Origin of the sequence: Streptomyces sp. NPDC048111 (genome assembly GCF_043202815.1) — a bacterium.
GTDB lineage: Bacteria > Actinomycetota > Actinomycetes > Streptomycetales > Streptomycetaceae > Streptomyces.
In genome coordinates, this window is the sequence record NZ_JBIDBD010000040.1 from 37,816 (window position 1) to 49,308 (window position 11,493).

The 11,493-nt window shown below is 70.5% G+C and carries 13 protein-coding genes; 6 read left to right on the top strand and 7 right to left on the bottom strand.

Annotated elements, in window-relative coordinates; translation table 11 throughout:
* Positions 1-65 precede the first annotated feature (65 nt).
* Positions 66-458, top strand: a complete 393-nt coding sequence (locus ACGF3I_RS32790; RefSeq protein WP_393138527.1) for a hypothetical protein — start codon at positions 66-68, stop codon at positions 456-458.
* Positions 459-706: 248 nt separating this feature from the next.
* Complete coding sequence (locus ACGF3I_RS32795; RefSeq protein ID WP_393138529.1) at positions 707-979, top strand: hypothetical protein; 273 nt, start codon at positions 707-709, stop codon at positions 977-979.
* A 590-nt stretch (positions 980-1,569) separates the two neighbouring features.
* Here the strand turns inward: ACGF3I_RS32795 and ACGF3I_RS32800 are convergent.
* The 5 genes from ACGF3I_RS32800 to ychF form a co-directional block, all read right to left on the bottom strand.
* The gene (locus ACGF3I_RS32800) at positions 1,570-1,755 is read right to left on the bottom strand and encodes a hypothetical protein (protein ID WP_393138531.1); all 186 of its coding nucleotides are present in this window, start codon (positions 1,753-1,755) and stop codon (positions 1,570-1,572) included.
* A gap of 82 nt (positions 1,756-1,837) precedes the next feature.
* The gene (locus ACGF3I_RS32805; protein WP_393138533.1) at positions 1,838-2,668 is read right to left on the bottom strand and encodes a helix-turn-helix domain-containing protein; all 831 of its coding nucleotides are present in this window, start codon (positions 2,666-2,668) and stop codon (positions 1,838-1,840) included.
* Entirely contained in the window at positions 2,665-3,210 is a 546-nt protein-coding gene (locus ACGF3I_RS32810; RefSeq protein ID WP_393138535.1) for a DUF6879 family protein, read from the bottom strand. The genes ACGF3I_RS32805 and ACGF3I_RS32810 overlap by 4 nt, the downstream gene beginning before the upstream one ends.
* On the bottom strand, positions 3,194-3,385 hold the full coding sequence (locus tag ACGF3I_RS32815) for a hypothetical protein (RefSeq protein WP_069572180.1): 192 nt from the start codon (positions 3,383-3,385) through the stop codon (positions 3,194-3,196). The genes ACGF3I_RS32810 and ACGF3I_RS32815 overlap by 17 nt, the downstream gene beginning before the upstream one ends.
* Before the next feature lie 331 nt (positions 3,386-3,716).
* Complete coding sequence (ychF, locus tag ACGF3I_RS32820; RefSeq protein WP_393138538.1) at positions 3,717-4,805, bottom strand: redox-regulated ATPase YchF; 1,089 nt, start codon at positions 4,803-4,805, stop codon at positions 3,717-3,719.
* 249 nt (positions 4,806-5,054) lie between these two features.
* Between ychF and ACGF3I_RS32825 the strand changes: the two genes are divergently transcribed.
* Positions 5,055-5,789 carry a DUF6542 domain-containing protein gene (locus ACGF3I_RS32825; RefSeq protein WP_393138540.1) on the top strand — a complete coding sequence of 245 codons (735 nt, stop codon included), beginning with the start codon at positions 5,055-5,057 and terminating at the stop codon, positions 5,787-5,789.
* A gap of 239 nt (positions 5,790-6,028) precedes the next feature.
* Here ACGF3I_RS32825 and ppgK read toward each other — a convergent pair whose 3' ends face one another.
* Positions 6,029-6,775 (bottom strand): polyphosphate--glucose phosphotransferase, encoded by a 747-nt coding sequence (gene ppgK, locus ACGF3I_RS32830; RefSeq protein WP_393138550.1) that lies wholly within the window; start codon positions 6,773-6,775, stop codon positions 6,029-6,031.
* A gap of 48 nt (positions 6,776-6,823) precedes the next feature.
* Positions 6,824-7,813 carry a 4-hydroxy-3-methylbut-2-enyl diphosphate reductase gene (locus ACGF3I_RS32835; protein ID WP_393138542.1) on the bottom strand — a complete coding sequence of 330 codons (990 nt, stop codon included), beginning with the start codon at positions 7,811-7,813 and terminating at the stop codon, positions 6,824-6,826.
* A gap of 168 nt (positions 7,814-7,981) precedes the next feature.
* On the opposite strand from ACGF3I_RS32835, the gene ACGF3I_RS32840 reads away from it, so the two are divergent.
* The 3 genes from ACGF3I_RS32840 (at position 7,982) to ACGF3I_RS32850 (ending at position 11,092) form a co-directional block, all read left to right on the top strand.
* Positions 7,982-9,454: an APC family permease gene (locus ACGF3I_RS32840; protein ID WP_393138544.1), complete on the top strand. Its 1,473-nt coding sequence runs from the start codon at positions 7,982-7,984 to the stop codon at positions 9,452-9,454.
* 9 nt (positions 9,455-9,463) lie between these two features.
* Positions 9,464-10,678, top strand: a complete 1,215-nt coding sequence (gene xseA, locus ACGF3I_RS32845) for an exodeoxyribonuclease VII large subunit (RefSeq protein ID WP_393138546.1) — start codon at positions 9,464-9,466, stop codon at positions 10,676-10,678.
* Between the two features lie 171 nt (positions 10,679-10,849).
* A complete protein-coding gene (locus tag ACGF3I_RS32850) occupies positions 10,850-11,092 on the top strand; it encodes an exodeoxyribonuclease VII small subunit (protein ID WP_393138548.1) in 243 nt (80 codons plus the stop codon).
* The last annotated feature ends 401 nt before the right edge of the window (positions 11,093-11,493 follow it).

An 11,493-nucleotide genomic window follows, 5' to 3' on the forward strand; every position in this document is an offset into this window, starting at 1 on the left:
ACCTGATCTGGCGATGTCAGGTGATTGCCTGACAAGTGAGGGATAGGTCCGGTAGATCTGTGCTCGTGACTGACTCCACGCCCGAGGGCGGCGAACCCACCACCTTCCGCGAGAAGGCGAAGGACTGGGCCGAGAGGCACCCCAGGACGGTCCGCTTCGCCAAAGCCGCAGTAGCTACTGTGGGCATGGCTGTCGTGGTCGGAGTCCTCGCACCGCGCGCCACGGCTGAAGACGAAGCTGAGTTCGCCGGGCACACCGAGGGCACCACAGGCCCGAAGGATATCGAGTCGACGGGCGACTCCACGGAGGAGACCGAGCAGCGGAAATCGCCCGACAGGCACAACGTCGTCCCGCACAAGAGGCGGCTCAAGGACGGTCGCGAGATCGACGTATCGGGTTACGAGCGGGGCGGCTCATCGGAGGACGAGGATGAAGACCCTGGTGAAGCTGCGGCCTAACGCCTCTCATACCCGTACAGCGTCAGCGGAGGCCCTGCAGAACGCTCGCGCCTTCGATGACCTGCGGAGATGCACCCGCTTGGCCGTGTGAGCGCAAGGCCGTCATCGCCCCTGGAACCGTGGCAGATTCCGAGCTGCTAAGACGCGGCGGCCGGGGAGGACGACCTAAAGGGGTCATACCCCCACCCCCTTGCGCGCCGTGCCGCCTGCTCTCCCGAATGACTCGCTCCGGCCGTACGCTCCCCCGCATGATCAAGGTGACATGGGCCCTGGTGGCCGAGCACATGGACGAGTGGATCGGGGACGACATCGCGCAAGGGGCGGCTGTCATTGAGGCCAGAGTGGGGGCCGTGGTCGACGCGAGCGGCATGAAGCCGGAGACCAGAGAGCACTGGCGAACCGACCTCCTCGCACCTGTGGTCGACTCCCTGCGCACCGAGGGTACGGTCGCTCTCGCGCGAGGCCAGTCATGGAGCAAGGCCGCCGGGCCCCTCTTGGCGTTCGCATCATCGGTCAGGTGAACGTCTGGCCTGTCACCCTCGGCAGGTCCTCACCAACCTGGGATAGCGCCCCATCGGTCGCGGTGCCACCCACACAGTCTTGAGCGATGGAGGGCACGGCAGGATCGGTAGCCGTCGAAGGCATCGTCGGGTTGAGCCCGAATCGGTGCAGCATCGCAGCTACCCACTCGTCGCTTCTCTCCGGCGCGTTGGCCAGCTGTCGCTCGATCCATTCCTCTCTGGTCATGGTTACCTCGCCAGGGTCCCCATGCCGTGCACCGGCCGTGTGGCACTCTCCGGGCCGCATATCGTCGGGGCGCAGCTTGGCCCATCGTCGTTGTCTCGTCTCGGAGCGCGCTCGCCCTCTGCCGCATCAGGCTGTTCATCAGCCTCAGCCCTCACCACAAAGGCGAACGACGCACACAGACGCCGGAAGCCGCGGTGCCCACTGCGGCCGGTGTGGCCCATGCATGCGATGTCGACGGCCGCACCGTCCTGCGTCGGCTGGGCCGTCCACTCGCAGCCGTAGCTCAGGCACTCGGCTTCAAATGTCACGTCGGTGTCCGGATGCTGGGTGATCCGATGTGCCACGTACCGAAGGACAGCTCGGGTCATCGCGCGCTCCCGTGCGCGTCGCGCAGGTGCGCCCGCAGGGTCACGTTCATGTCCGAGACCTTGGAGTAGTCCCCGACTGATCCCGCGTTGACCCGCTGCACCGCGAAGCCGAGACAGTCCCGGCAGCCCGGGACAGGTTCCGGCCGTGCCGGCGGTAGGGACAGGGTCACCGACTCTGCCATCGTCGTATGTTTTCCACGCATCTCGTACGCCTCCCCGCATCTCGTCGAAGAGGCCATCGTCAGCCGGTCCAGCGGGCTGGTCCTAGTCTGTTTCCTGTTCCCGCAAGAACGTGTCCCGGATGCCCTCGACCATGTCGCGCATCGCGTCCCCAGTGAGAGACACGGAGGTGAAGCGGTCGAACTTCTCGACGTACAGGGAGACGTCCCGTGGGTCAGTCACCACCATCTCGGCGTGCGTCGTCTCGACCGTCACCACACGGTCGTCTCGGATGACGAAGGAGTGGCCGGGAACGTCGCGTTGCGGTCTGTCGAGGGGGACCACTCTTACCTCCACGTTGGGGAGGCGGGACACGGAGACGATGCGGTCCAGCTGGCCCGCCATCATCGCGGGTGGGAGGAGGCGCCAGCGCAGGACGGGTTCCGTCACCACGAAGCGCAGCGCCTTGCTGGTGTCGTACAGGACGCGTTGCCGCTCGATCCGAGCGGAGACCGTACGGGAGAGCTGTTCGTCGGTGAGGCCCTTCGGCTCCAGCACAGCACGGATGTATTCGGGGGTCTGGAGAAGGCCGGGAACGAGGGAGGGCTGGAAGAGGCGCAGGAGCGTCATGGAGAACTCAAGCGCTCTGATCTGCTCCTGCTTCTTGTGGTAGCCCATGCGTCGGAAGAGGCGCCATGCGGTCGCCTCCGTGGCCTGTGCGCGGGCTACGGCAAGGTACTCGGCCTTGATCTCCGGGGACACGTCCAAGGCTGTAAGAATGCGCTCTACGTCCGCCGTCGCAGGGGCTACTCGCCCGTTCTCGATCTTCGACAGCTTGGCAGTCGACATGACGGCGCTGCGGGCGACGGCCTTGGCCTCCTTGCCGGATGCCTGCCGTAGCGCCCGCAGCGCGGCGCCCAGTTCTGCCGGATTCACGCTGCTCCGTGCTTCTCCCACCACTCGGTGAAGGGCACCGACATGGCCAGAGCGACGCTTCGATACGTGGCGTACTCGAACTCCTTACCTGTGGGCAACGCGCTCTCCGCCGGGATGAAGGTCGGACCAGTGAACGCGCCGTTCTCGTCGTAGTTGAGAACGACCGGCTCTCGGCCGTCGAAGAGCCAGAAGTCAGGCACACCCTCCAACGGGTTCGGGCGATCGGTCGTGTCGAGGATATGGAACTCTTCGCCCGCCGTCATGTTCGTCAGGTAGCCCCAGCCCAGCTCGTAACGGAGGTACGACGTGAGAGGGCGGGACAGGACGTGTACGCGCACCATGCGCTTGCCGCTCTCCGTCGCCTTGCTCACGGTCTCCAGCCAGCCCGCGTTGTAGTCCGCGGGCTTGGGCTCTCCTGCGAGGAAGGAGCGGTAGGCGGCGGGGTTTCCGGAGTTGCTGTAGTCGTCGAGGGTCTCCAGCCGGAACGCCTCCTCCTGGAAGGTGGAGAAGCGGGCGGCCAGGTCGTTAGATGCGCTGATCACGGATTGCCTTCCGGATGAGGTCCATCGGGATTTCCACCAGGGCTTCGCCCTCCGGCACGTCGAGGCCGTGTCCGGTCGGCACGCCTCCCTGCACGATCAGGGTTCCCTTGTCTGTCGCGTACAGGGTGGGACAGTCCCCGTTCTCACAGGTCGTGGCCAGCTTGGTCAGCCTCATACGGTGCCCCCTCGGTCCCGTGCTCCGGTGTCGTGTTCATCGTTCCGAGCCGGCGGCCTGCGCCACAAGTGGTTCGGGTTTCCGGAACGGGAAACCGCTCCCCCGTCACGGTGTCCGTGTCACTCCCGTGGGCTGACTTCCCTCCTCTCTCGGGAGCCCCAGGTCAGAGCTGCCGTGAGCCCTCAGCAGGGTCAGCACCAAGTCAGCACGCGACCAGGAAAAGCCCGGAATCGGCCGGAGAAAACAGGAAGGGGCCAGACCCGAAGATCTGGCCCCTGAACTGGGGTTTCCTACCTCGACCAGCCACTTTCGGCGATCAAGGAATCAGCCGCTACACGTTGAAGCGGAACTCCACCACGTCCCCGTCCTGCATCACGTACTCCTTGCCCTCCATGCGCGCCTTGCCGCGCGAGCGGGCCTCGGCCACCGAGCCGGCTTCGATCAGGTCGTCGAAGGAGATGACCTCCGCCTTGATGAAGCCCTTCTGGAAGTCCGTGTGGATGACGCCCGCCGCCTCGGGGGCCGTGGCGCCCTGGGGGATGGTCCAGGCGCGGGTTTCCTTCGGGCCGGCCGTCAGGTAGGTCTGGAGGCCCAGGGTGGCGAAGCCGACGCGGCCCAGAGTGGCCAGGCCGGGCTCCTCCTGGCCCATGGACTGGAGGAGTTCGAGGGCCTCGTCGTCGTCGAGTTCGATCAGCTCGGACTCGATCTTCGCGTTCAGGAAGATCGCCTCCGCGGGGGCGACCAGGGCGCGCTGCTCGTTCTTGAAGTCCTCGTCCACCAGCTCGTCCTCGTCCACGTTGAAGACATAGAGGAACGGCTTGGTGGTCAGCAGGTGCAGCTCGTGCAGCAGGTCGCCCTGCTCGGTGCCCTTGGTGATGCCCGCCGAGAACAGCGTCTCGCCGGCTTCGAGGATCTTCTGCGCCTTCTCGACCGCCGCCAGGACCGCGATCTTGTCCTTCTGGAGGCGGGACTCCTTCGTCAGGCGCGGCACCGCCTTCTCGACGGACTGCAGGTCGGCGAGGATCAGCTCGGTGTTGATCGTCTCGATGTCGTCCTTCGGGGACACCTTGCCGTCCACGTGGACGACGTTCTCGTCCTTGAAGGCACGGATGACCTGGCAGATCGCGTCCGACTCGCGGATGTTGGCGAGGAACTTGTTGCCCAGGCCCTCGCCCTCGCTCGCGCCGCGCACGATGCCGGCGATGTCGACGAAGTCGACCGTGGCGGGCAGGATGCGCTGGGAGTTGAAGACCTCGGCCAGCTTGGCCAGGCGGGCGTCCGGGACGCCCACGACGCCGACGTTCGGCTCGATGGTGGCGAACGGGTAGTTGGCCGCCAGTACGTCGTTCTTGGTCAGGGCGTTGAACAGGGTCGACTTGCCGACATTCGGCAGACCGACGATTCCGATCGTGAGCGACACGTGGCGACTTCCCGGTACGAGGGCGGTGGACGGTCCGGAGAGGACCGCCCACCAGTTTACGGGCGCCCGTCGGCGGGCGTGACGGGCCCGGAGTCGAGGGTCCCGGTGGACGGCCGCGGGTGCTGCCCTGCGAAGAGCCCCCGGGGTCGCTGCCCCCACGGCCCCCCACCCGTCGAACGCTCGGGCAAGCTCGGTCAAAGGGCGTGTCCAATGGGCGGTTACTCCCCCATGGCGACCTACGTTGGTCCGGTGGAGCAATACAGGACGCGCACCCCGCAGCACGAACAGCGAGCACGGACCTCGGCGCCGGGGACCTCCCGGGCGCCACTCGGTGTGCCTGCCGGGGCCGCCACCGCCGGTGAGAGTGCCTCCGTCTACCGGGCGGCGGGCGGCTCGCGACGGGTGCCGCCCATCGTCCTCGCGCTGCGCAGACTGCCGTCCCCCCGGCTCACCGGGCTCGGCGGCGGGCTCTTCGCCGCGGCGGTGATGTTCGTGCTCGCCACCCTGGACCGGCTGCTCTTCGACGGCTCGCCCGTCGTGTACGGGGTGCTGTTCCTGCCGGTCAGCGCGGTGACCGCCCTCTGGGTACGGCCGGCCGACCTGGTGACCGCGCCCATCTGCGTACCCATCGCCTTCGCGGTGGGCATCATTCCCGTCGCGGGCGGCGCCGGCGGGTTCGGCGGCCAGACCATGGCCGTGGTCACCGCGCTCGCCCTGCACGCGGGGTGGCTGTACGCGGGCACCCTGGTGGCCGGGGTGATCGCGACCGTACGGAAGGTACGACTCGTTCGGCGCCGGCGCGGGGCGCTCAAGCTCGGGGGTGCCAAGGCCGGGGGCGGCAAGGTGGGCGTTGCCAAGGCTGAGGGTGGCCGGGGCCGGGGCGCCGGCGTGAAAGGTGCTGCCGGTGACAAGGCGGCCGGGGCCGGCGTCAAGGCCGGGGGCGGTGGCGGTGGCGGTGGCGCGGGGAAGGCTGCTCGGCGCTGAGCAGAGCTGAGCGCCGAGCGGAGCTGCGGCTGACCTGCGCTGAGCTGGGCTTACGCCCACGTGCGCCAAGCAGAGCCGGGTCCCACCTGCGCCAAGCAGAGCCAAGGGCGTCGGCCGACGCCGACCGGCGGTGCGGCAGGTCGGCCGGCGCTGGTCGACGCCGATCAGCACCAGGCCGGGCCCCGCGCCGATCAGCCCCGGGCCCCGTGCCGCAAGCGGCCCGCACGCCCTACCGCCCGCTACCGCCCTGCTGCCGCCGCCATCGCCGCCCCCACGATCCCCGCGTTGTTCTGCAGCTGTGCCGGGACGATCTCCGCCTGCACCCCCTCGATCAGCGGCAGGAACTTCTCCGCCTTGCGGCTGACGCCGCCGCCGATGATGAACAGGTCCGGCGAGAACAGCATCTCCACATGGGCCAGGTACTTCTGGACCCGGCGCGCCCAGTGCGACCAGCTCAGGTCCTCGTCCTCCTTGACCTTGGTCGAGGCGTGCTTCTCCGCCTCGTGGCCGTGCAGTTCCAGATGGCCGAGTTCGGTGTTCGGGACGAGCCGGCCGTCGGTGAAGAGCGCGCTGCCGATGCCCGTGCCGAAGGTCAGGAGGATCACCGTGCCCTTGTGGTCCCGGCCCGCGCCGCAGCGCATCTCGGCGACGCCCGCCGCGTCCGCGTCGTTCAGGACGGTGACGGGCAGGCCGCCCAGGCGGTCGGCCAGCAGCCGGGCCGCGTCCACGCCCACCCACTTCTTGGACACGTTCGCGGCGGTGCGCACGGTGTTGGCGGTGATCACTCCCGGAAAGGTGATGCCGACCGGGCCCGACCAGTCGAAGTGGCCGACGACCTCGGCGACGCAGTCCGCGACCGCCTCGGGCGTCGCGGGCTGCGGGGTCAGCACCTTGTGCCGCTCCTGGGCCAGGTCGCCCCGCTCCAGATCGACCGGGGCGCCCTTGATCCCGGTTCCGCCGACGTCCACTCCCAGCACGTTCCTCATGGCGTTCATGAGATCCACCGTACGGGTGGAGGCGGCGGACCGGCGGGGCTACTCGCCCGAGAGTTCGGCCGCCTCGGCGCGCAGGTCGCGGCGCAGTTCCTTGGGCAGCGAGAACGTGATCGACTCGTCCGCCGTCTTCACCGTCTCGACGTCGCCGTAGCCGCGCTGGGCCAGCCACTCCAGGACGCCGTCGACCAGGACGTCCGGCACCGAGGCGCCGGAGGTCAGGCCGACCGTGGTGACGCCTTCGAGCCAGGCCTCGTCGATCTCGTCCGCGAAGTCGACCAGGTGGGCGGCGGGGGCGCCGGCGTCGAGGGCGACCTCGACCATGCGGATCGAGTTCGAGGAGTTCTTGGAGCCGACGACGATGACCAGCTGCGCGTCCTCGGCGAGCTTCTTCACCGCGACCTGGCGGTTCTGCGTGGCGTAGCAGATGTCGTCGCTGGGCGGCGAGAGCAGGTTGGGGAACTTGTTCTTGAGGGCGCCGACCGTCTCCATCGTCTCGTCGACGGACAGCGTGGTCTGGGAGAGCCAGACGACCTTCGACTCGTCGCGCACCTCGACGTTGGCCACGTCGTCCGGGCCGTCGACCAGGGTGATGTGGTCGGGGGCCTCGCCGGAGGTGCCGATGACCTCCTCGTGGCCCTCGTGGCCGATCAGGAGGATGTCGTAGTCCTCCTTCGCGTACCGCACGGCCTCCTTGTGGACCTTGGTGACCAGCGGGCACGTCGCGTCGATGGTGGCCAGCTTGCGCTCGGCGGCCTCCGCGTGGACGGTCGGGGCCACGCCGTGGGCCGAGAACATCACGATGGAGCCCTCCGGCACCTCCGCCGTCTGCTCGACGAAGATCGCGCCCTTCTTCTCCAGCGTCTGCACGACGTACTTGTTGTGGACGATCTCGTGCCGGACGTAGATGGGCGCCCCGTACTGCTCCAGGGCCTTCTCCACGGCGATCACGGCACGGTCGACACCCGCGCAGTAGCCACGGGGAGCGGCGAGCAGGACCCGGCGGGCAGCAGTAGCAGTCATGCCGTCCATGGTAGGGGCTGGCGCCGACAGCCCGGCCGGCGTACCGGTACCGGCGTGCCCGTCGGCGTACTGGTACCGGCGTGCCCGCCCTGGGCGCCCGTCCGGCGTACCGGTACCGGCGTGCCCGTCCGGCGTGCCCCGCGGGCCAAAGATCGCGGGGCCGGTGAGACTGGCCGCATGAGTGGCGTACGCGAGGAGCACGAGGACCCGGGAGAGCCCCGCCACCGGCGGGGCGCCGAGCCGGGTGAGGGCGGCGAGGTGGCCGAGGGGACCGGGCAGCTGCGGCGGAGTCTCGGGTTCCGGGACCTGGTCGTCTACGGGCTGCTGTTCATCGCGCCCATGGCGCCGGTCGGCATCTTCGGCACCCTGGACGCCAAGTCGCACGGCGCGGTCGCCCTGGTGTACCTGGTGGCCACGGTCGCGATGGGGTTCACCGCGTACAGCTACGCGCAGATGGTGCGGGTCGTACCGCTCGCCGGGTCGGTGTTCGCGTACGCGCGCAAGGCGCTCGGCGAGGGGCCGGGGTTCATCGCGGGCTGGATGGCGATGCTCGACTACCTGCTGATTCCGGCCGTCGCCTACCTGTTCTCCGGCATCGCGATGAACTCGCTGGTGCCGTCGGTCTCGCGCTGGGTGTGGACGGCCGCCGCGGTGGTGATCACCACGCTCCTGAACCTGTGGGGGGTGCGGGCCGCGGCGCGGGTCGGCTTCGCGGTGCTCGCGATGGAGATCGTGGTGCTGCTCGTCTTCGTGGTGGCGGCGGTGGTCGTGCTCGTACGGGACGGGGCGCAGCGGGGCTGGCTCTCGCCGCTGAGCGGGGACGCCGGGTTCACGCTCGGGGCGGTGCTCGGGGCGGTGTCGGTGGCCGTCCTGTCGTACCTGGGCTTCGACGCGATCGCCACGTTCGCCGAGGAGGTGACGGGGGGTTCGGCGAAGGTGGCGCGGGCGGTGCTGTTCTGCCTGGTGCTCGCGGGGACCCTGTTCGTCGTGCAGTCCTATCTGGCGGCGCTGCTCGAACCGATGTCGTCGGCGCAGCTGGCGGCCGACCCGGTCAAGCAGGGCTCGGCGTTCTACGACACGGTCGAAACCTCGGTGGGCGGCTGGCTGCACACCCTGGTGGCGGTCAGCAAGGCGATCGGGGCGGCGTTCGCGGCGCTGGCCGGGCAGGCGGCGGCGGGGCGGCTGGTGTTCGCGATGGCCCGCGACCGGCGGCTGCCGCGCGTCCTGTCGCGGACCGAGTCGGGGGTGCCGCGCGCCGCGCTGCTGCTGGCCGCGGTGGTGACGCTGGTCGCCGCGGTGTGGGCGGCCCGGCGCGACGACGGGATGGACCACCTGGTGTCGGTGGTCGACATGGGGGCCCTCACCGCGTTCTTCCTGCTGCACGCCTCGGTGGTCGTCTGGTACGCGGTGCGCCGCATGGAGGGCGCGTTCAGCTGGCTGCGGCACGTGGTGGTCCCGGTGCTCGGCGCGGCCGTCATCGTGGCGGTGGTCCGGGAGGCGACGGCGACGGCCCAGCTGGTCGGCCTCGGCTGGCTCGCGGTGGGCCTGGTGGTCCTGGCGATGCAGTGGGGGCGGCGTTCGGGGCCCGACCACCCGGACCGCCCGGAGCGGTCGACGGCGCGGGGCGGATCTGTCGGTGGGCCGGGCTAGCCTGCGTACATGGCTCTGAATACGAGTGCGGACGCGCCGCTTCCCGTCGGCGAGGTGTCCCGGCTCATCGGGGGGTGGATCAACCGGCTCGGGGCGGTGTGGGTCGAGGGGCAGATCACCCAGCTCTCGCGGCGGCCCGGCGCGGGTGTGGTCTTCCTGACGCTGCGCGATCCCTCGCACGACATCTCGGTGGGCGTGACCTGCTATCGCCAGGTGTTCGACGCGGTGGCCGACGTGGTGTCCGAGGGCGCCCGGGTCGTGGTGCACGCCAAGCCCGAGTGGTACGCGCCGCGGGGCCAGCTCTCGCTGCGCGCGGTGGAGATAAAGCCGGTCGGCATCGGTGAACTGCTCGCCAGGCTGGAGCAGTTGAAGCGGAGCCTGGCGTCGGAGGGGCTGTTCGCCCTCGACCGCAAGCGTCCGCTGCCCTTCCTGCCGCAGCTCGTCGGGCTCGTCGTGGGGCGGGCGTCGGCGGCCGAGCGGGACGTCCTGGAGAACGCGCGGCGACGCTGGCCCGCGGTGCGCTTCGAGGTGCGCAACGTGGCGGTGCAGGGGGTGCACGCGGTGCCGCAGGTGGTGCGGGCGGTGCGGGAGCTGGACGAGCTGGACGACGTCGACGTCATCATCGTGGCGCGGGGCGGCGGCAGCGTGGAGGACCTGCTGCCGTTCTCGGACGAGGAGTTGGTGCGGGCGGTGGGCCGGTGCCGTACGCCGGTCGTCTCCGCGATCGGGCACGAGCCGGACGCGCCGCTGCTCGACCTGGTGGCGGACCTGCGCGCGTCCACGCCGACGGACGCGGCGAAGAAGGTCGTGCCGGACGTGGGCGAGGAGCTGGAGCGGGTACGGCTGCTGCGGGACCGGGCGCGCCGCCATGTCGTCGGGCTCGTCGACCGCGAGGAGCGGGGTCTGGCGGGGGTGCTCGGGCGGCCCTGGATGGAACGGCCGCAGCGCATGGTGGACGACCGGGAGGACGAGGTGGACGCGCTCGTCCACCGCTCGCGCCGAGTCCTCGGCCACCTGTTGGACCGGGCCGACTCGGAGCTCTCGCACACCCACGCCCGCGTGGTGGCGCTCTCGCCCGCGGCGACGCTGGAGCGGGGGTACGCGGTGCTGCAACGGGCGGGGGGTGAGGTGGTGCGCTCGGCGGGGGAGGTGGCGCCCGGCGAGGAGCTGCGGGCGCGGGTGGCTGAGGGGGAGCTGCATGTGAGTGTGGTGCGGGGGGGTTAGCGTCGGGGGGTGCTTGGGGCTGGGGTGCGTTGGGGGCGCGGGTGGCTGGGGCCCCGGGTGCTTGCAGGTGGGTCGACTGCGCCTTGCCTGCTTGGTGCGGGGGCGCTGTCGGCCCGGGCCCCGAGGGCGAGCCGCGCCTCGCTGTCGTACCCCGGACTTAGGGTGGGGCCCATGGCCAAGACGGACGAGGACGAGGACGCGGTCGTGTCGGGTGACGCGGCGCTGGGGTACGAGCAGGCCCGGGACGAGTTGATCGACGTCGTACGGAGGCTGGAGGCGGGCGGGACCAGCCTTGAGGAGTCGCTCGCGCTGTGGGAGCGGGGGGAGGAGCTGGCCAAGGTGTGCCGGCGGTGGCTCGAGGGGGCTCGGGCTCGGCTCGATGCGGCGCTGGCGGAGCCGGCCGGGGAATCCTGAGCCCCGGCTCCCCTTACGGCTCCGCCTGACCCGGGTCGGCCCTGGGGCCGGGGGTCTTTCCTGCCCGTACGGGGGTGAGCGGCCCGGCCGGGCTGGGGCTCCGCCCCGGGGGGTTGCCACTGGCTCGGCTCCCTGGGGCTCCGCCCCAGACCCCGGGGCGCTTGCCCACCCACCCGCCCGTGCAGCGGGTTGCATCGGCTGAGCCCTGGGGCTCCGCCCCAGACCCCGAGGAATTGGCCCACCCGCCCGCCCGTGACGGGGGTTGGAGGGTGCCTGGCCCTGGGGCTGCGCCCCAGACCCCCAGGAGTTTGCCCACCCGCCCGCCCGTGCGGGGGGTTGGAGGGTGCCTGGCCCTGGGGCTGCGCCCCAGACCCCCTGAGGGGCTCCGCCCCTCGGACCCC